A 19609-nucleotide genomic window follows, 5' to 3' on the forward strand; every position below is an offset into this window, starting at 1 on the left:
AAAAAGCAAAAATAAGGAGATTGCTATGTTGAAAGGAATAATCCCTGTATCTGTTTCTGCAAGGTTAATAAGAAACTGTAAGAAAAGCACACCAGTTTTTGTCAGTGGCAGGCTCTTATCCTTAATGACTTTAGGTAGGGATAATGAAGGTCTGATTACTAGGCGTGAATATTTACAATACTTTACTACTTTGAGTATTGAAACAGATGCGGTATTAATTGCTGATGGTCAGACTGGTTTTGGTAATGAATTAAGTGCGCGAATGACAGCAGAGGAGCTGGGCAATGCTGGCGCGAAATACTTGGTAATAAACGACCAAATTTGGCCTTCAACATCGGTAAAGATTTCAGGCTCAATTGCAAAAAAAATTTTCATTAATACTGTCAAAGCAGCCATATATGGTGCTGAAGATTATAATCTGCAAGTTGTTCCTAAACTGGAGGGAATTAATGAGTATGGCTATAGCGAATTATTAAATCGTATTCAGGCATTGTTGCAATTAGGAATTACACAGATTATTGTTTCACGCTCTAATAAAAGTGACTTGCTTAAACTTAAGCAAACAGCATTTTTTAATCACTTAGGAATAGCGCTGGACGATCGAGCAATATCTTTTACTGAGGCCCGTGAATTAAAACCTTCATTTATTCTGCCGGTCAGGCAGACAATTGATCAGATTGAAAAAGCGGATAATGAAATATTGAGTTTTTAATTTAGGGGGGAATAACAATGAAAAACAAAGCACAAATAATGTGTTCGGCTTTTAATGATTTAGTTCACGAAGGTGATAAAATCCTCAAATTACCAATTGCCGGCAATGGACTATCAGCCAAAGTATGTGAAAAAGCGGGTGCAAGGGCCATTAATTTGACTGGCTTTGCAGTTAATTCTGCTTATGGTCAGCCCAACATGGGATTTGCTGATTTTTATGCATTATTTAATCAGGCAAAAGAGATAATTGATAGCGTTGATATTCCTGTTTTATGTGATGTAGGTACCGGTCATGGTTTTAGGGAAAATATTGCGAGAACTACGCGTAGCTACGAAGCCATTGGTGCAGCAGGAATTTACATTGATGACGGAGTCTGGCCTAAAGCATGCGGCATGATGGCGAAAACTATGATTGTGCCAATACCCGAAATGGTAAACAGAATTTACGCTGCAGTTGCAGCCAGAAAAAATAATGATTTTACAATTATGGTTCATACATCTTCTCGTGATATTTGTAATATTAATGAGACAATTAATAAATGCAGCAATTACGTTAAGGCAGGCGCTGATATGCTGTTCATTGATAATATTGCAAGTATTATGGAAGTTAGCAAAATTATCAGAGAAATTCCAGATACACCATTGCTAATAAATGCCTGCTCACTGAAAGAACCTATCAGCATGAATGAGTTGCTTAAATTAGGCGTTTCCATAGTAACATTCGATGATAGCACGTTATATGCAAGTGTAGAAAAAGAGCAGGAGACGCTTAGACAAGAGCTTAAGTGTACAACTGTTTCAAAAAAGCAGAAAACTTGTAATGATGCAGCACGTTTTTCGCGTCTTGTTGGGACTGAAAGTATTGCTAATCTCGAAAAAAAATTCAAGATATAATTGGGATATTTTCATGAAAAAACAAAGACTAACAATTAAATTTATCACTATTATCGTTTTATTTTGGTTTGCGCAATATGTTTATATTCCCTACCAAACTCCCTTTTTGACAGCTATCAATGTAGCTTCAAACCTTATTGGTCTTGTTGTAGGAGCCTACGGTTTATCACAGTTGTTGCTTAGAATACCAATAGGCATGCTAGCAGATTGGTATTTGAATCACAAATTACTTATCATTTTTGGAACATTTCTTTCCGGATTTGCTTCTTTGATAAGGTTAGTTTTTCCAAATGGAATAGGATTTTTAATTGGTAATATTATTTCAGGAATTGCTAGCTCAACTTGGCTGTCCTTTATGCTCTTTTTTTTAAAAATTAACACTAAAAATAGTAAAGTAGAAAATATGGCAATTCTAGTAATGTTTAATAATATAGGAATGCTTTTAGGATTTATAATTTCCAGTATTTTTTATGGGCAATTTTCGATGTCAGGTTTATGTTTATTTAGCATTATAGCTGGAATACTAGCTTTTGCATTATCCATAACGCTACCAGATGTTGCCTTTTCAACTAACTCTGATCAAAATCTCTGGTCTAATTTTTTTCGAGTTGTAAAAAACAAGACTTTACTGATATGCGGACTTCTTGCATTTATTCAGCAGGGTGTCCAGATGTCAACCACAATGTCTTTTACCACTCAAGTTATTAAAGAAATTCATGCACCAGAATATTCTGAGGGTCTTTCTTCAATTATCTTCATGATGGCAGCAGTTATATTTGCGCAAATAACCTCTTCAAGGCTTCTTTCCCGATTTTCCAAAAAAAGCATCTTGATAGTTAGCTATATTCTGTTAGCAATTTACTGCTTTTTGGTACCAATCACAAAGAATATTTATTTAATCTACTTTTTACAGCTCATACCAGGAATTGGTACAGGGACGCTGTTCGCAATTCTAAATGCTGTGGCGATTTCTGAAGTACCACAAGCCGCATTGTCAACTGCAACTGGTTTTTTTCAATCTATTTATGCGTTAGGGATGACATTATTTCCAATTCTAGCAGGCCAATTGCGTGCTAAATATTCAATGATTACAGCATTTTATGTATTAGGGATTGCTTCATTAATAGGTGGATTCATAGTACTGCTTTTTGGGGATAAAAAGACGAAAATATTTAGTTAGTTTTTACATTTTATAAATATTTATTTACATTGTGAGAAGTTTATAAAGCTCTATAATGAATTTTGTATCAAGTAAGCGAAAGCGCTTACCTAAAAATAACTTAAGTCTTAGGAGGCAAATTATGACACTTAGAATAGGTATTATTGGTTGTGGTTACAAGGGAACCGACCATGTCGAACGTGTTGCAAATAGTATTAACGGCGCAACACTAGCAGGTGTGGCTGACATCAAACAGGAACGTGCAGCAAAACTGGCAAAAAAGTTTAACTGCAGGCAATTCAAAACGGGCGATGAATTGATTGAATCACCTGATATTGATGCAGTCATGGTTGTTACTCGTCCACACGATACTCATGTACCATTTGTTCTTAAATCTCTTGAAGTAGGTAAATACGTCTTTAGTGAAAAGCCACTTTCAACTTCCGCTGAAGACTGTAAGCGTGTTGTTGAAGCTGAAACCAAAATCGGTAAGCGAATGGTGCAAGTAGGCTTTATGCGTCGCTATGATAATGGCTACCGTCAAATCAAGAAGGCAATCGATGAAGGAACGTATGGCAAACCATTGGTTCTTCACATGACTCATAGAAACGAAACTACAGTTTCAGACTATTATGACAACGATGCAATTGTTGAAACAGCTATTCACGAATGCGACATCATGCACTGGTTGGTAGGAAGTGACTATGACAAAGTTTCTTGCTTTATTCCAGGCGCACAGACCAAGTATACCCACAAAGGTTTGAAAGACCCACAAATTATGACTTTCGACACTAAGAGCGGCGTACATGCTGACCTCGAAGTTTTTGTTAATAACCATAACAGCTATGACATAAACTGTGAAGTCGTTTGTGAAGAAGGTAATATTGCTTTGACTAGTCCAACATTCACATCAGTCAAGACACAAGAAAGATTCCAGACTTCAATTCCACAAAATGACAGCTTTCGCTTCCGTCAGGCCTTTGACTCTGAAATTCAGGATTGGGTAAATGGAGTTTTGGCCGATCATCTTAACCCAACTGCACCTACAACTTGGGATGGTTTAATGGCTTGCGTCGCAGCTGATGCTTTAGAGAAGTCACGCGATAACGGCTTTGTTAAGGAGCCAGTTATTTTACCAGAGAGACCAGCTCTTTATGAAAACAAGTAATAAGATAAGAAGAAAAAAGAGGTCTTTTAATGAAATTAGCATATGATGCTTCGATGTTTCGTGATAACACACCTCTTCATGAGACAATTGACAAAGTAGCTCAGTTGGGTTACAAGTACCTGGAATTAGCTCCAAGACAAGACTTTTTCTGGTTTTACCAATATCCGAAGGCAAATTCGGCCATGATTGCTGATGTTCGCAAATGGTGTATGGATGCAGGAGTACAAATTTCATCGTTGGTACCTGTCCAGCAATGGTCATCGCCAAACGAACAGGAACGCCAGGCAGCAGTTCGCAATATGAAGAGAACTATTTGGCTAGCATCAGAATTAGGAGTCGATATAATTAATACTGAGTTTTCTGGCGATAAATATAATTCTGTAACCTCTGAAGGTCAATGGTATAAATCGATGGAAGAATTGCTTCCAATTTTTGAAAAAGAAGGAATTCGTCTTGAGATTCAGGCTCATCCAAATGACTTTGTCGAATCAAGCTATGCCGCAGCTCAACTTATTCGTTCATTAAATTCAGATAATGTAGGACAAGTATTGTGTTCAGCACACGCTTTCTATTCAGATGCTGGTAAGGGTGATGTGCGTCAAGAAATTTTGGATTCAAAAGATATTTTGAGCCACATATTAATCGCAGATACATTTAATTTTGCTGGATCATATGGATTACGATACACAATTAATCCTCCTGGTGCCCCCGTTACAATTCACCAACACCTCAATCCAGGTGAAGGTGAAGTAGATATGGATACATTCTATGCTACTCTTCGTGAAATTAACTTTGATGGTATTGTTACGAACAACGTATTTATGTGGCCTGACCGTATTGAATGGTCAAATGAAAAAACATTAAAGTCTATTAAAGAAGGACTTCATATAAACTAAAAAGGAGACAGTTATGCTTTCTTACGATGACTTTTGTATTAATAGAAAAGCAGCACCAGGATTAGATTTAAAAGATTTTATTCGCATGGTTGCTGATTTGGGGATCAAGTATATTGAATTACGTAATGATATTACAGGTAAAGTTGATAACTCCACAATTTTAGATGATTACCAGCCAGAGGAGATCAAGGACCTGCTTGATGAAAAGGGCATTCAGGTCGTTGATATCAATGCTCAGGGCAACATGGATTTAGTAACAAAATTAGATGAAAATATCACTAGTTTGGAAGAAATGATTCGTATTGGTCGCGTTTTAAAAGTTAAGAACATTTTATTTTGTCCTGTTAGGGATGAAAATGATTCAAGAACTAGTGAAGAAAAATATCAAGGCGCAGTTAACAACATGAAAGCATACTCAAACTTGCTAAAGGAAAATGACATGAGCGGCTTGCTTGAGCCCTTGGGTTTTATGGATTCTTCCCTTAGAACCCCTTGGCAAGCTCAGGATGTTATCAAAGACGCTGGTGTAGATAACTTTAAACTAGTAGCCGACAACTTCCATTACTATTTAGCTAATGTTACTCAAAAAGATTTCGACACAAAAATTGATCCACAAATGGTTGGTTTGGTTCACCTAAGTTCGGTCATCAACCATAAGAAACGTGAAAACTTAGATGATGCTGACAGAATCATGCTAGATGAAAATGACATAATGCGTGCTGATGTTCATGCAAAAATGTTCGAAAATAGTTCTTATGACGGACTATATTCATTTGAGCCTTTTTCACCTGAACTATACAAATGGGATGCCAAAAAGGCTAAAAAAGAAATTATTCACAGTATTAATTTAATTAATGCTAACTAATTTGAATCAAATACTTACTTCATAATCCAATTCGTTTATCAAAAATAAAGTTTAATAAAATAAACAGTAGACTTATCAAAATCAAACCCTTTCAAAGTTTTTGCTTAACTTTCTAATCGCAAAACGTATCAGACTGGTTATTAGCCTGATACGCTTTTTTATTGAATTCTTTAAATATTGTAGCTAGGTTTAAAAAACTTCTTAATATAAAAACCTGTTAACAACTTATCCATCTAATAAGTCATTAACAGATTATTTTTTATTCTTTATCCCGCAATAATCTTTTCTATGCTACTTGAGATTTCTTTCTTGCATTTATCATAACTCCAGTCATTAATTTCAGGAGCACATGGTTCAAAAGAATAAAGACCAAAATAGTTGCTTTCTTTAAACCAATTTGCTTGCTCTACTGATTTCATTACATCATCTTTATTATCAGAAATAAAGTAGCGATCAGCGTCGTCTGCCTCTTCAGGGTTCTTGTTAGTCGTGATTGAACTGAGGTGGATTAAACCAACCCGGCTGACATCAACTTTTTTTGTAAAGTCATCTTTAGTAACACCTGCCTTATAGTAATGGAAAGTATCGGCAATTAACTTGAAGTTTTTAGCATCGGCTTCTTGGAGAATTCTTTGTGCAACCCACGGAAAGCGGAGTGATGAGTCACCAAAGCCAAGTGGCTCAACAAGTCCGTTTACACCCACTGCACCGAGAATATCAGAATAAATACGAATATTGTGAACTAAATCGGCAAATTTTTGCTCGTCAGTTCGAATATCATCGGTGTTTCGAATAGGAGTAAAAAGGATGTTCTGCGCACCAATTTTCTGCGCAATTTCCGTTAATTTAGTGACTTCTTGCAGTTTTTGGTTCCAATTACTTTGATCATCTAAGTTAAATTCGGCAGAAATATTGGCGACATGTACATCATAGTTGCGCTGCAAGTTGTTAAATTCATCAGTAGTTAAATCATCTAAAAAATTACTGCCTTGATGAATATCAGTGCGAAGTTCAATATTGTGAACACCCACATCATTTGCTAATTTAGCAAATTCGGGTAATGAGAGACCGCCGGCACAACAACGATTAACACAAAAATCATTTAATTCTAGCATAGTTGTTTCCTCCTATATTTTTTTCAGCAGTTCAATACTGGTTGTAAGATTTGCTTTAGCTTTTTCGTAATTCCATTTACGTAATTCATTGGAAAATGGTTCAAAGGAAAATAAACCGTCAAACTGGCTGTTTGCAAACCACTTAATAGTATCGTAAGCACTAATATTATCGTGATTTGGATCACCTAAAAGTACCCGATCTTGATCTGTCAGTTTTGATTTTGGTCTTTTAACTTCAACCGTACTCATGTGGATTAGTCCTACTTGACTAACATCCAATTTTTCGTCTAAGTCCTTTCGTGTAACGCCACCCATAAACCAATGAAATAAATCTGCAACTACTTTAAAGTTATCGGCTCCTGCTTCTTTAATAATGTCAATGGCTCTAAAAGGTGTTCTTACAGAGCTTTCTGGGAAGCCTAAGGTTTCAAAAAGTCCAGACATTCCTTCTTCTTCAAGTTGCTTTGCAAAAACCTTGACTGTCTTGACGCCTTCGGTAAATTTTTCATTATTGCTGCGATAATCATGCTTATCCATAACTGGACAAAAAAGTATTTTTTTTGCACCAATGCCCTTAGCAATTGTAATCATTTCATTTAAGTCTTTAAGATTATCCTCTTTTTGCGACAATAGATCAGTACTGCCTAGTGAGTTGATATCTTCAACCTGAACGTCATACTGTTTTAACAAGTCGTTGAACTCAGAAATGCTCATTCCGTCCAAAATGTTCTTATTATCTGGCTCACTACCCAGGTCATTGCGCAATTCTACGTGCTTAATTCCTAAATCATGTGCTAGTTTAATAAAATCCGTAATTGGAAGACCGGGAGCAGACTTCCGATTAAGACATAAATTTGAGTTATTGATCATTGAAAACCTCCATTTTTAAAGTTCTATTTTTCCACTATAAAAGCGTTTTCCATAATCAATAGTAAATAATAAAAGAAGGTTGGTAAATGTAAAAACCGCGCACATAATTGTACTTTTATATAGTGTAAAATGCTGTTAACAAAAGTTAGCATTATGAAAAAGTATGTACCATAATTAAATGTTTACGATAGTTTAGCTTAAACAAAGTGAACTGAGAGGATAAACTATTCAATTAGAGTTACAAAAAAGCAAGTTTACCAATTAGGCTGACTTGCTTTTATTTTAGTTTTAAGTTTATTGCAGTATTAAAATACTAAGCTTTGCTTTGATGTTTATTTCTCATTGAATTTTTGCGTTTCTTGTGCTTTTTTAAGCTTTGAAAGTGCAATCGGTTCTCCAAATGGCAAAGTAGGTAATTTAAGTACAAGCCAAATCAAGAGTGGTAATAGACCTATTTCAAGGTACCCGATAACTGATACAGCCACTCCAAACCACAGAAAGCAAGAGCGGATAATTTTTATATAATAAAGTATCCGGTTAATTTTCCAGTCTTTTTGGTTTTTGACCTTAAAATATCTGATTTTTGACGCTTTTTTTGATGATCATTATTACTGTTAATGCGGCTTTCTTGAACGGTATTTTTTTCGTTAAAAAACTTAGCAGAGTTTGCTTGCCTATTTGTCGCACTTTTTGTTTTGATTTTTTGACTGTTGGCTTCAGTAAATAATTTTCGTGAATCAATGGTAGTTCGGCTGTAAAGGGCATTGTACACTTTTTGCTTCGGATGTGCCCAACCCATACCGCGTTTCCCGTAATTAGGAATGATTGCTTTTTTTAGAGCTCTCGTAGCTCTACCCTTGGTTCTTGTAGCAATAGATTTTTTGAGACTTGGCTTTCTTAGACCTACTTTTATCATTGTCATTAACCTCTTTTTTTAATATTCCCATTTGCATAGTGTATAGCCTTGACGAATAGCCTGCCCTAACTTCATACTAGTAATATTTCCGTTTGCAGGTCTTAAGCCTCTGCAATCTGGATCAAAGTGATACCTTCTGCCGGAATTTGGTGCTACATAGACAGTTTGATTGTTACGCTTGTTTTCAGCAGATTGCTTTTGTTGTTGCTGTTTTAGTTGTTTCTGCTGTCTTTTTCTTTGCAGCTTTAACTGCCTATTATGTCTTATTTTAGCTTCTTTTTGAGCCCTTGCAGCTAAGCTTTTTTGTCTTGCTTTTCTTTGAGCAGTTTCCTCGACAGCTGCTTTTTTCTTAGCTGCAAGTTTTTTTACACTGCTGCTTTTCTTTTCCTTTGAATTTTTAGAGGCAGTATTCGTTTCAACTTTTGCTGATTTTGGTTCACTGTTATTATTAGTTTCAGCTTCAGAACCATTTCTAATACCATTTGTAATGAAGATTACCACAATAGTAATTAGCCAAAACCACCATCTCTTATAAAACAGTTTTTTATTATCATTTTTATCTCCTTTATTTTGATTCTAAATAAACAGTTCATATATAGAGATAATTGTGGCGATAATTCACATTTTTTCTAGACAGATTATTAGTTATAGAAAAATGGTGAAATAGTAATTATAGTCTTATAATTATCAAAAACGTCTTGTTGCCCAGGCGTTTTGTTTCATGTAACTAGGTTAAATTTGTGGGGTGCTATTATGAATATTGGACCATTGTCAGAGTGGGTTACTGCATTTGCAGAGATCGCAGCAGTATGTGTTGCTTTGTTTTTACCAGTTTATGATAAAAAGCAGGAAAAACGCAAAAGAACACGTAACCTGAAAGCAATATTTAGGTATTTAATTAAAAAATCGCTTGATGAAGAGAACACATCAAACTTAGAATCGTATTTTAAAATCAGTTATCTTATCCTTGACAGCAATGATGATAAGCAAGTATATTCCATGGTTCAGCATGCGATTGAAATATTAAAAAATAACGAAATATCGCAAAGTAAAAAAGAACAAGATATTGACCAAGTAATTAAATATTTAACGTAAAAATGATGTCAAAATGTGCTTAGCAATTAACCTGTTGGGCACACTTTTTTATAATAAGGAGCTTGTAACGGTGCTTTTTGAAGTCGACTGTACAAAATCACAAGTCCATAAGAAAGTGACATTTATCATCTACTATACCTACTGAGTAACATATATAATGAAGTTGTCATGACTTAGAAAGCGCTTTTAAAAAATACTAATAGAATTTTTGGAGGCACAATAATGATAATTAATAAGCTCCGGTTAGCTACTTCGATTGCGGTAACAGCCATTTTGAGTGTTGGTCTCGTAAATATGAAAGCAGTTAAAGTTTTTGCAAGTACCACAAATATCCCAAGTACTTTATTGGAACAGGTGAAAAACACTCAAGCAACTTCTACGGCTGATGAAAACGACCCTTTGCTTGATGGCAAGTATGTTTCAAATGGATATAGTGATAATGGGTATACATTTTTGAAGCCAAGTGATACTTCCTCCGAACGGACAAGTTCTTTTCATCTGGATACGCAAGAGGGCTGGTCAAATGATTTACAGACTATTGTTTTTGATAGCGAAAATAAAGAATGGAATATCTATTATCTTCATACAGAAAAAGTAGTCAATGGTGATACGGGTGCCAAGCAGAATTGGGAGCGCGTAACCACTAGGGACTTTATCCATTTTAGCAAGCCTAATATTGCAATTGCTGATTTAAAAGGTGACATTGGTGATGCTTGGAGCAGTGCTTGGACTGGAAGTATTATTACTAATCAAGGTAATATTGCTGGTGTACCTAAGGGGGCTAAAGTCGCATATTTTTCCGGCTTGAGCAATAAAGATAATCAACAAAATATATGGGCTGCTTGGTCGGATGATAATGGGAAAACTTTTAGCCACCCGTTAAATGACAAGAAAATTATTCTAGACCATTATTGGCCATGGACATCGATTAATCGTTCAGATGAACGTGATCCTTCTGTCTTTTACTGGAAGGGTAAGTTGATTATGTACGCTGCAGAAGGCGATAAGATCGGGGTATATAAGTCTGAAGATGGACTTGTCTGGTCCAACGCTAATACTAATCAGGCTGACAGCAAATTATCTAGTGATCTCTTTTTTAAAGGACTACCGTTTGAAGCACCCGTTGAATGTCCAGCTGTCAGAAGTATGAAGATGACCAATGGCAGCACTAAACAGGTTTTATTCTTTGGTGCTAAGGCACCACAGGCTGGGCAGACTACCGGCACCTATTATATTGTCGGTCACTTAAATGATCAGGGTCTGTTTGTACCAGAAACTAATGCTAAAAGAATGGACCAAGGGACGGATTATTACGGTGCAAACTTCACTGGCAGCGATGACTTGACTCAAGCCGATGATTCACTCATTACAATGGGTTGGGTAGGAAACTGGAACTATACAAATTCTGGCATTAAGGCAAATCAAAGTGGTTTTTCACCAAATTCAACCCGGCTTGGAACTTATACGTTAGCTAGAAAAATTACTTTAAACAATGATTTAACTATCTCCAGCTCGCCAGTTACTGAGAATCTTGAAAAAGATCCGGACAAAAAGGTAACTGGCACTGTTGGAAATCAGCCTGCTTCTAAAAACAATTATTATGAACTGCTTAATTTAACCCAACAGCCTGTTAACAGCAAATTTAATCTGCATTTTTCTACTAAAAATAGTGAAAATTATCAGGGTGCGGTTAAAATATCTTTCACTCAAGGTAAAGACAGCAACTTTATTATTTTTGATCCGGCAACCGGAAAATATCGTATTGCGGGACAAAGCAGCGAGCTATCCGGTGGTGCGGCTGATTACTATAAGAATGGTCTGGCTAGCGGCTTGGGTTACATTAATGATTCCGGCCTGAAAGGCATTAACGACTTTTCAATAACTGCCTTCACGGATAAAAATGTCATTGAATTGTTCTTTTCCAACGGTCAAACTGCGACATTAGCCCGTTTTTGCGTCAATAATGTGCAAGACGTCAAGGTGGAAGCCCAAGATGAAAACAAAGTCAACCAGTTTGACATTGCTTATGATCAAGTAGGCACGAAACTAGTGGGTTTCGAGCAACAGTCGGGAAATACCGATAACACAGGTGGCAGTTCAACAGGTAATAATACGCAAAATACGGGCAGCACAAGTAATGACAATACTACTTCAAATGTTGATGCTGGAAAAGTCGAAAATGAGGCGGGTAAACCAAAACAACCTGCAGATCATACTAATGACAAAAAAGCTAAGAAAAGGACTGTAATGCACGATGCTTTTATATATACTACTGAAGAAAAAAGGACATCATATAAACTTAAAGCTGGCTCAATCGTCAGAACTTATGGCATAAAGAAGATTAATGGTAAAAGATATTATGTTCTAACCAATAAGCGCTGCATTTTGGCTGCCAATATTTCTGGGACAAAAAGAAAACTGAAGCATAATGCGTTTGTCTACGATAACAAAGCTAAACGAATTAAGAAGCTGTTACTGCAGAAAAAATCTGCAGTAAGAACATATGGCGCTGCCATTAAGATTAATGGTAAAAAGTATTACATAGTTGGTAAGAATGCGTTTGTGAAGAAAGCAAATTTTTAAAGTTTGCTAATTAAAAAATCCATTTTCTTAACCTCAAGGTTATAGAAAATGGATTTTGTTTTGCTTTTTATTCTTCGTCAGTTTGGTTGACCTGGAGCTGAATATTAAACAATTGAGTTTCTAAGTCGCCGGATTTTAAAGCATTTTGAATCTTATAATCTAGTCTTTCTAGCTTATTATTATAAGACTTAAATTTTGGGCTGATTGCTCCGTCTTTCATAATCAAATCCAGTTTTTTGGTAGTTAAATTATGATAACTGATTACTTTTTCATCGAGTATCTTTTGTGCAGCAGGACTGTTAACGACACTGGATAAAACTGAAGTGCCCATATTGGTTTTCATTACTTCGCGTTGAATGTTCTTATTCGTACATAAAAGTTTCATAAATTCCCACGCACTTTGGGCGTTTTTCGCCTTGCTGGAAATGGCAAACATTGTAGTCTCCATTGGTGTGGCCAGTGCGTGACTAATTCCGGGCATTTTTGTGCACTCCCAGACAAAATTGTTGTTACGTGTGATGTGAAATGGATAGGAAGTATAAGTCCGATATTGGGCCAGACCTAAAGGCATAAACGCTACGCTGCCTTTATCAAAAAGACGAGAGGTGACATTGTATGAGGGCTGGTCGTTAGTGATATTTTCAATTAAGGAAAAGGCCTTCCTGGCGGTATCAGTAGTTAGCTGCACGTTATTGTCATCTTTACTAAAAAGTTGATTCCCATATGCTAGCTGGGCATCTTGCCAATTATAATTCATGGTAACGCTATAGTATTTTCGCTTTTTTGTGGAATAAACAACGCGTCGGCAAAGCCTGTAAAATTGGCTTGGCGTCCAATTTTCACTCGGCGTAGCAATCTTTAATTTTTTTAGCAAAGTTTTGTTCATTACCATTAAAGTCGGGTTAGCTTCATAGGGCAGAGCAAGTTGTTGGCCATTATATTGTCCGGCTTTTAGGGTGCTCTGGTAAAAGACAGCAGGCTGAATCCGATCCTTTTGCATCATTTGACGTAGGTCTTTAAATGCGCCTTCACTGGCCAGGGCATTAAAATCTCGGTTGGGGACAATGATTAGGTCAGGAGTCTTATTTTCAATGATCTTTTCACTAAGCCAGTTGCGATAATCGTCCTGCTGGATTCCACCCTCATACTTGATTTTAATTTCTGGATGTTCTTTTTTAAACTTCTTGATTGCATAATCGATTACGTGGTATTGGTGGCCATTGGGCACGTCCCAGCTGCTGCTAGTATAGAGGCCGATGGTTAAAGTTTTTTGCTGTTCAGTGATATGACGCTTCCAAACAACGACACTCGTAATAAACACAATAATTAACGCGATGATGATAAATAATCTTTTCTTAACTTTCATCATCATCACCAATTGATTCGCTAGTGATTCCAGTTTGTACAGCCCAAATAGCTAGCTGTGTACGATCCCGCAGCTGCAACTTATCCAAAATTTTAGAAATGTAGTTACGAACTGTTCCCTCTGATAAAAACAGCTTGGCAGCAATTTCTTTGTTGGAAAGTCCAAACCCAACTTGTTGAATCACGCGCCACTCATGCTTAGAAAAGTTTTTAGTGTCCTTGTCATTAACCTGAATTGCGTAATTTGCCTGAGCCATCTTAGAAAATAGCTTGAAAACTTTTTCTGCAATATCGGGATTAATCATTGCCCCACCGTTATAAACAGTTTTGACAGCTCTATATAAATCTTGGGTTGATGCACCTTTTAAAAGGTAGCCAGAAGCTCCATATTTTAAAGCACTAAAAATAAAGTCGTCGTCATCAAATGTGGTTAAAATAATTACCTTTATGTTAGGATATTTTTCCTTGACATACTTGGTGCAGACAGTACCGTCCATCTTAGGCATTCTAACGTCCATCAAGATGATATCAGGCATCTTCTTTTTAATACTATCTAAAACCTCCTGACCGTTTGCAACCGTATCCGTTACGCAAAAGTCTGGATTAGCGTTTAAAATAATTTTTAACGAATCGCGAATCAGTTGTTGATCATCTGCAATCATAATTTTAATCATCTGTGTCACCTTCTATTGGAATTTCAACCTTAGTAGTAAAACCATTTTTGCCATCAAAGCTGATCTTACCATTAATAATCGCTACACGTTCCTTCATTTGTGTAATTCCGTAACCCGGCCTGAAGTTTGTTGCTCCTAGTCCGTTATCTTTAATTATCATCTGGTAAATATTGCTTTCGCTTTTAGTGCATTTGATGCTTACCTCACTGGCATGGCCGTGGCGTAGTGAGTTGGTAATCGACTCTTCAATGATGCGGAAGACCACGTCTTCGGTCGTTTTCTCAAAATCGGTTGATCCCCAGTGGTAGGAAAAGTTAATTTCGATTCGGGAAATGTCAGCATATTCCTTCAACATCTTTTTTAATGATTCTTCAAGCGTATAGTTGGTAAGTGCTCCTGGTCTTATACGATTTACGGCTTTGCGGACATCTTTAATTCCCTGCTTTACTGCCACTTGAATCTTGGTTAGCTGCTTTTTAGTTGCTTCAGGATCAATATCGATTAAAACCAAAGTAGCATCAATTCCTGCTGCAATTCCTGTCAAAGCATGTCCAACTGAATCGTGAATGTCACGAGCAATTCGTTTTCTTTCTCTATCTTTGGCGATGTATTCGGAAAAAGCAGCGTAGTTTTTTAATTCATAGTTTGCCTTAGAGGCTAAGGCAAGTTTGTTTTGAATGTCGTTTTCCTGATTTAGCTGATAAATTGCGAAATAAATTAAAATTAGGATAAATAAAGTTAAATTTAAAGTAGTGATAAAGTTTTTCCAGAAAACAAGCGAAGGTCCAATTTTTCCGGGCAAAAAACTTAAATAAGTAGTTATATCCGGCAATGTCATGAAGTGACTCAAAATTGAATAATCTGTTACTAGCAATATGATAAGCAAAAAGCCAACAACTAAAACCCAGATCAGATAGTCGCGAAAATTGTACTGGTTACGGTTGCTGATAATAAAGTCAACAAAAATAAGTAAAAAAATACCATTATAAGTCATTCGTAGTGTAACAAAAACAATAATAGCCAAGATAAATTCGATCAGTATGATTAAGTTGTTCAACTGCGAATTATGGCTAAATTTTTGGGTATGATGATGAAATAGCATTACAAAAGCTAAAACTACAAAACTAATAATACTCTGCCAAAAAATAGTTTGAGGAGAATCAGGAATGTGGTGTAAAGAGGAAAGCAACTGGTAAGACTGTTCAGTTTTAATAACATAATCTGTGGCATAAATAAACAAGGTTGCGTTGAACAAAATTGCAAAGAAGTTTAGCCATAACATCATTCTTCGCAAGACAATCAAATACTTAAACTTTGGCATCACTGCCACCCCAAAACATTGTAGTGATTAATGTTTTTATTAGTAATCAAATAAACGGGCAGGATAATTTTTGGGGGGACTCTTTTGCCGGCAATTAATTTATAAGCGACTCTAACGGCTGTTTTTCCCATATTAATTGGTGTTTGCGCGGAACTAGCAATCGCGTTGTGGTTAACTCCAAGCAGCTTTTTCATGTTTTCTGAACCGTCTACGCTGTACACATCAATCTGTCGCTTTACTCCTACCTCATCGATTGCAGCTAGGGCTCCAACTGCAGCCTGATCATTTAAAGCCATAATGGTGTTAAATTTAGCTCCATTCTTTAAGGCCTTTTCTACTAGCGGTAAAGTAATCTCGGACTGGCCATAAGTATTAATTTTACCTACGACATGGAAATTTCTGTGATTAGGCGATTTTTTGAGAGTATCAGTGAAGCCTTGAATACGGTTATTAGCCGAATAAGCTGAATAATGCTCAAGAAGGAGAATAGTTGCGCTTTTTCTGCTTCTTAATAAATGTTCAGCACAAAGCTGTCCTGCCCGATAGTTATCAGACAATATAGTACAGTCAACATAACGTGAAGATTTCATTTGCGAGTCGACGACAATAACTTTAATACCCTTAGTTTTAGCTTTATGCAGGGCTTCTTGGATTTTAATACTATTACCATCAACGGGATTAATAATGATTGCGTTGACACCCTGATTGATAAATGAATTAAGTTCCTGGACCTGTTTATCAACAATTAAAGCAGGATCGCGATTATATAATCGACCATGACGGTTATCGATGTAATTAGCGATTTGTTCATTTAAAACAGGGTAAAAACTATTGTTCATTGTCATGTAGGTAGAGCCAATCTTTGTTTGCTTATTTTGGCTTGGATTAACAATAAAGACTAAGTAGACTAACAAAATAAAAAATGCAGCGAAAAACAGTTCGATGCCCAGTAAAATTCGTGTATAAGGGTTTTGGTTTTTTCTATGCTGCTTTTTTGGTTTCGGCAAATTCAATGTCAACATCTCGTTTATTTATTAATAGTAAAAAGCTGATGCTTTTCATATAAATTATTATTGCTGAAAAATCCTGTTCAATCAACAATATTCAGGAAAGCGCTTTAAATAGTGACAAATGTCACACTCAGATTGATGACATTTAGCACTGGTAGCGCATCCAAAATCTGTGATAATTTTTACTTGCAATAAGAAAAGAGGGGAATGACGAATTGAAATATTTAATATTGGTTTCTCATGGCAAGTTTGCGGAGGGCATTAAAACTTCGCTTGAAATGTTTGCTGGAGATTCCACTAAGCAGTGCTTTGCATTGTGTCTTCATAATGGTGAATCGGCTACAGATTTTGAAACAAAAGTTGACCGCTTTTTGCAGGAGCAGCAATTTAAAAAGAATGATGAATTCGTGATTTTAGCAGATATTATTGGCGGAAGTCCGCTGACTACATTTTTGGATTCATTTTCTAAAAAAGGATACCTAGAAAAGGCAGTAGTTTTAGGTGGAATGAATTTTTCAATGGCCCTAACTGCTATTGTTTCTTTAAGCATTATGAGCAAAGAAGAACTAGCAAAAGCGGCTTTAAGTGAAGGAGAAAAAGCAATCAAACAATATAAAATTTCACAACTAACAGATGACGAAGATGATATTTAGATTTTAGGAGAGAAAAAATGACAGTTTCATTAATTAGGGTTGATGACCGAATTATTCATGGCTTAATCACTACTCGCTGGGCTAAAGAGCGTCCGTGCGACGGAATTATTGCTGTAAATGATCAGGCTGCTTCTAATCCAATCTTGAAGTCAGCTTATAAATCTGCTGGCGAAGATCAAGGTAAGAAAACTTTTATTTGGACCATGAAACATTTTAATGATGTTAGAGAAAAAGTCTTAAGTTCCCAAACGCGCTATTTCTTGATTACCAAAACCCCGCAAGATATGAAACATATTTTGGTTGATCTTAACTTTGTCCCGAGTGAACAAAAAGAACTAATTGTGGGACCAGGTAATGATCGTCCAGGTGCTATTAAGCTGGGAAGCAATCAGTCGTTTACGCAAGAAGAAGGAGATGCATTTGAAGCTATCAGTCAAAAAGGGTATAAAGTCCATTTTGCTTTACTTCCGGATAAACAGTTAGGTTATTGGGATAAATTTAAAGCTAAATTTGGCTATTAGAGTTGGTCCTATTAAGTTTCAGTTTAGTTAATTTAAAAAGTTAGTTTTTAATTTTTAGAAGAAGGAGAAAAAATGACTATAAGTTGGGTACAAGCCGCCATTCTTGGAATTTTTGCATGTCTTTGTTCAAATTCCTGTATGGCAGGTCAAGCAGTAGGTAATTATACTATCGGCCGCCCGTTAGTTGGTGGACTAGTCTGCGGGATTGTTTTAGGCAATATTCCTCTGGGCATTGCATGTGGCGTTGCTACGCAATTAGTTTATATTGCTCTTGTTACACCCGGTGGAACAGTTGCAGCTGACGTTCGAGCAATTTCATATATTGGTATTCCTTTAGCAATGGTGGCAATTTCTTCTCGTGGATTGAATCCACTAGGTGCGGATGCCGCCAATATGGCAAAATCACTTGCTACTTTGGTAGGAACAGTTGGGTCAGTATTGTTCTATGCTGTAGCCTTTATGAACTTAATATGGCAAGCATTTGGCTGGAAAGATATTGAAAATGGTAAATTGAATCGCTTATATAGTGTTGACTTTGGTTGGCCATGGGTTTCTCACCTGGTATTTTCTTTTTTGCCAACTTTACTGATGACGCACTTTGGTGCACAAGCAGTTACGGCATTAAGAACTGCGCTTCCAATGGACGGTATTCCGATGAAAACATTGTTTACCGTTGGTGCCATGCTTCCATGTGTAGGGATAGCAATTTTATTGCGTCAAATTATTAACCAAGCTACAGATTTTATTCCATTTTTAGTAGGCTTTACATTAGCGGCATCGTTACACCTTAATCTTGTTGCTGTGACGGTCATTTCATTATTATTTGCAGTAATTATGTATGAAATCGAAATGGCTAAAAATTCTGGAAAATCATCTGCAAATACAAAGTTTGCTTCTACCAATGAGACTATTGATGATGAAGAAGAGGAGGATATTTAACGATGGATGCAGGAAAGAAAAGAATAAGTCATAAGACCTTAAGCAAATCTTTTAACTTGTGGTTTTGGGGAGCATTAACCTGTTTTTCACAAGAACATATGCAGACATTCGGTTATTTGTGCTCTATGCTGCCAATTATTAAGGAACTGTATCCCAACGATAATAAGACACAGACCGAAAACATTAAGGCATATACTGCATTCTTCAATACTAATCCAATGTTAGGATCAATTATTATTGGTACAACAGCTAGTTTGGAAGAAGCACGGGCAAATGGTGAAAATATTGATGGTGAGACAATCAATGATATGCGTGCAGGTTTGATGGGCCCAATTGCTGGCATTGGTGATTCGCTAATTGATGGTACGTTAATTCCAATTTTGTTAGGTATTGCCCTAGGGATGTCCAGAAATGGATCCCCGATTGGAGCAATTTTCTATATTATTGCTTGGGATTTAATTGCTTATTTTGGTCAGCGCTTTTTATACTTCCGTGGATATAAGCTGGGCGATAAGGCTGTAGGATTTCTTGTTGGTAAGCAAGGAAAGGCCGTTCGCCGAGCAATTTCAATTGTTGGTGGTATGGTTGTTGGTGGCGTCTTGGCAACTTGGGTTAATGTAACAACTTCATTGCAATTAAAAGATAATACTGGTCATGTCTTTCTTGATTTGCAAAAGCAATTAGATGGTATTTTTCCCGGAATTTTAACTGTTATTATCACGTTATTTTGCTGGTGGTTAATGGCTAAAAAACATGTCTCTGCCATCTGGACAATGATTATTTTAATCGGTGTTGCCTTTATTGGTGTTGTACTTGGCGTCTTCAATCCAGGCTTGAAGTACTAAATCAGGAGC

At 36.4% G+C, this 19609-nt stretch carries 20 protein-coding genes; 12 read left to right on the forward strand and 8 right to left on the reverse strand.

The features are described 5' to 3' along the window. Nucleotides 1–25 precede the first annotated feature (25 nt). The 6 genes from J3U71_RS02465 to J3U71_RS02490 all read left to right on the forward strand — a co-directional run bounded on the left by J3U71_RS02465 (nucleotide 26) and on the right by J3U71_RS02490 (nucleotide 5693). A complete protein-coding gene (locus tag J3U71_RS02465) occupies nucleotides 26–712 on the forward strand; it encodes a hypothetical protein (protein WP_267392537.1) in 687 nt (228 codons plus the stop codon). A gap of 17 nt (nucleotides 713–729) precedes the next feature. Then, a complete protein-coding gene (locus J3U71_RS02470; protein ID WP_267392536.1) occupies nucleotides 730–1605 on the forward strand; it encodes an isocitrate lyase/PEP mutase family protein in 876 nt (291 codons plus the stop codon). Between the two features lie 13 nt (nucleotides 1606–1618). Beyond that, a complete protein-coding gene (locus J3U71_RS02475) occupies nucleotides 1619–2785 on the forward strand; it encodes an MFS transporter (protein ID WP_267392535.1) in 1167 nt (388 codons plus the stop codon). 121 nt (nucleotides 2786–2906) lie between these two features. Continuing rightward, nucleotides 2907–3932, forward strand: coding sequence for a Gfo/Idh/MocA family protein (locus tag J3U71_RS02480; protein WP_164715406.1), 1026 nt, complete (start codon nucleotides 2907–2909; stop codon nucleotides 3930–3932). A 29-nt stretch (nucleotides 3933–3961) separates the two neighbouring features. Further along, the gene (locus J3U71_RS02485; protein ID WP_103752827.1) at nucleotides 3962–4828 is read left to right on the forward strand and encodes a sugar phosphate isomerase/epimerase family protein; all 867 of its coding nucleotides are present in this window, start codon (nucleotides 3962–3964) and stop codon (nucleotides 4826–4828) included. 13 nt (nucleotides 4829–4841) lie between these two features. Then, complete coding sequence (locus tag J3U71_RS02490) at nucleotides 4842–5693, forward strand: TIM barrel protein (protein ID WP_267392534.1); 852 nt, start codon at nucleotides 4842–4844, stop codon at nucleotides 5691–5693. Between the two features lie 266 nt (nucleotides 5694–5959). Here the strand turns inward: J3U71_RS02490 and J3U71_RS02495 are convergent, their stop codons facing one another. The 4 genes from J3U71_RS02495 to J3U71_RS02510 all read right to left on the reverse strand — a co-directional run bounded on the left by J3U71_RS02495 (nucleotide 5960) and on the right by J3U71_RS02510 (nucleotide 9095). Next, nucleotides 5960–6808, reverse strand: a complete 849-nt coding sequence (locus tag J3U71_RS02495; RefSeq protein ID WP_267392533.1) for a TIM barrel protein — start codon at nucleotides 6806–6808, stop codon at nucleotides 5960–5962. A gap of 12 nt (nucleotides 6809–6820) precedes the next feature. Next, entirely contained in the window at nucleotides 6821–7678 is an 858-nt protein-coding gene (locus J3U71_RS02500; RefSeq protein ID WP_103752830.1) for a TIM barrel protein, read from the reverse strand. Between the two features lie 517 nt (nucleotides 7679–8195). Then, complete coding sequence (locus J3U71_RS02505; protein ID WP_267392532.1) at nucleotides 8196–8594, reverse strand: hypothetical protein; 399 nt, start codon at nucleotides 8592–8594, stop codon at nucleotides 8196–8198. Between the two features lie 18 nt (nucleotides 8595–8612). After that, nucleotides 8613–9095, reverse strand: a complete 483-nt coding sequence (locus J3U71_RS02510; protein ID WP_267392531.1) for a hypothetical protein — start codon at nucleotides 9093–9095, stop codon at nucleotides 8613–8615. A gap of 252 nt (nucleotides 9096–9347) precedes the next feature. Between J3U71_RS02510 and J3U71_RS02515 the strand changes: the two genes are divergently transcribed. Both J3U71_RS02515 and J3U71_RS02520 read left to right on the forward strand, forming a co-directional pair. Then, nucleotides 9348–9689, forward strand: coding sequence for a hypothetical protein (locus tag J3U71_RS02515; protein WP_267385630.1), 342 nt, complete (start codon nucleotides 9348–9350; stop codon nucleotides 9687–9689). A 222-nt stretch (nucleotides 9690–9911) separates the two neighbouring features. After that, entirely contained in the window at nucleotides 9912–12272 is a 2361-nt protein-coding gene (locus J3U71_RS02520; protein WP_267392530.1) for an SLAP domain-containing protein, read from the forward strand. Nucleotides 12273–12339: 67 nt separating this feature from the next. On the opposite strand, the gene J3U71_RS02525 is transcribed toward J3U71_RS02520, so the two are convergent. Genes J3U71_RS02525 through J3U71_RS02540 form a run of 4 tightly spaced genes read right to left on the reverse strand, consistent with a single transcriptional unit; the run spans nucleotide 12340 to nucleotide 16645 of the window. Beyond that, nucleotides 12340–13638 (reverse strand): ABC transporter substrate-binding protein, encoded by a 1299-nt coding sequence (locus J3U71_RS02525; RefSeq protein WP_267392529.1) that lies wholly within the window; start codon nucleotides 13636–13638, stop codon nucleotides 12340–12342. Beyond that, entirely contained in the window at nucleotides 13628–14311 is a 684-nt protein-coding gene (locus tag J3U71_RS02530) for a response regulator transcription factor (RefSeq protein WP_220269033.1), read from the reverse strand. The genes J3U71_RS02525 and J3U71_RS02530 overlap by 11 nt, the downstream gene beginning before the upstream one ends. Next, nucleotides 14304–15632, reverse strand: coding sequence for a sensor histidine kinase (locus J3U71_RS02535; RefSeq protein ID WP_220269034.1), 1329 nt, complete (start codon nucleotides 15630–15632; stop codon nucleotides 14304–14306). The genes J3U71_RS02530 and J3U71_RS02535 overlap by 8 nt, the downstream gene beginning before the upstream one ends. Continuing rightward, entirely contained in the window at nucleotides 15632–16645 is a 1014-nt protein-coding gene (locus J3U71_RS02540; protein ID WP_220269035.1) for a substrate-binding domain-containing protein, read from the reverse strand. The genes J3U71_RS02535 and J3U71_RS02540 overlap by 1 nt, the downstream gene beginning before the upstream one ends. A gap of 212 nt (nucleotides 16646–16857) precedes the next feature. Here J3U71_RS02540 and J3U71_RS02545 point away from each other — a divergent pair, with 212 nt between their 5' ends. The 4 genes from J3U71_RS02545 to J3U71_RS02560 all read left to right on the forward strand — a co-directional run bounded on the left by J3U71_RS02545 (nucleotide 16858) and on the right by J3U71_RS02560 (nucleotide 19600). Continuing rightward, on the forward strand, nucleotides 16858–17295 hold the full coding sequence (locus tag J3U71_RS02545) for a PTS sugar transporter subunit IIA (RefSeq protein ID WP_220269036.1): 438 nt from the start codon (nucleotides 16858–16860) through the stop codon (nucleotides 17293–17295). A gap of 17 nt (nucleotides 17296–17312) precedes the next feature. Continuing rightward, nucleotides 17313–17816, forward strand: coding sequence for a PTS sugar transporter subunit IIB (locus tag J3U71_RS02550; protein WP_220269037.1), 504 nt, complete (start codon nucleotides 17313–17315; stop codon nucleotides 17814–17816). Nucleotides 17817–17888: 72 nt separating this feature from the next. Further along, on the forward strand, nucleotides 17889–18755 hold the full coding sequence (locus J3U71_RS02555; RefSeq protein ID WP_220269038.1) for a PTS mannose/fructose/sorbose/N-acetylgalactosamine transporter subunit IIC: 867 nt from the start codon (nucleotides 17889–17891) through the stop codon (nucleotides 18753–18755). 2 nt (nucleotides 18756–18757) lie between these two features. After that, the gene (locus tag J3U71_RS02560; RefSeq protein WP_220235091.1) at nucleotides 18758–19600 is read left to right on the forward strand and encodes a PTS system mannose/fructose/sorbose family transporter subunit IID; all 843 of its coding nucleotides are present in this window, start codon (nucleotides 18758–18760) and stop codon (nucleotides 19598–19600) included. The last annotated feature ends 9 nt before the right edge of the window (nucleotides 19601–19609 follow it).

The organism is Lactobacillus sp. B4015, from assembly GCF_026536055.1.
Lineage (GTDB): Bacteria > Bacillota > Bacilli > Lactobacillales > Lactobacillaceae > Lactobacillus > Lactobacillus panisapium.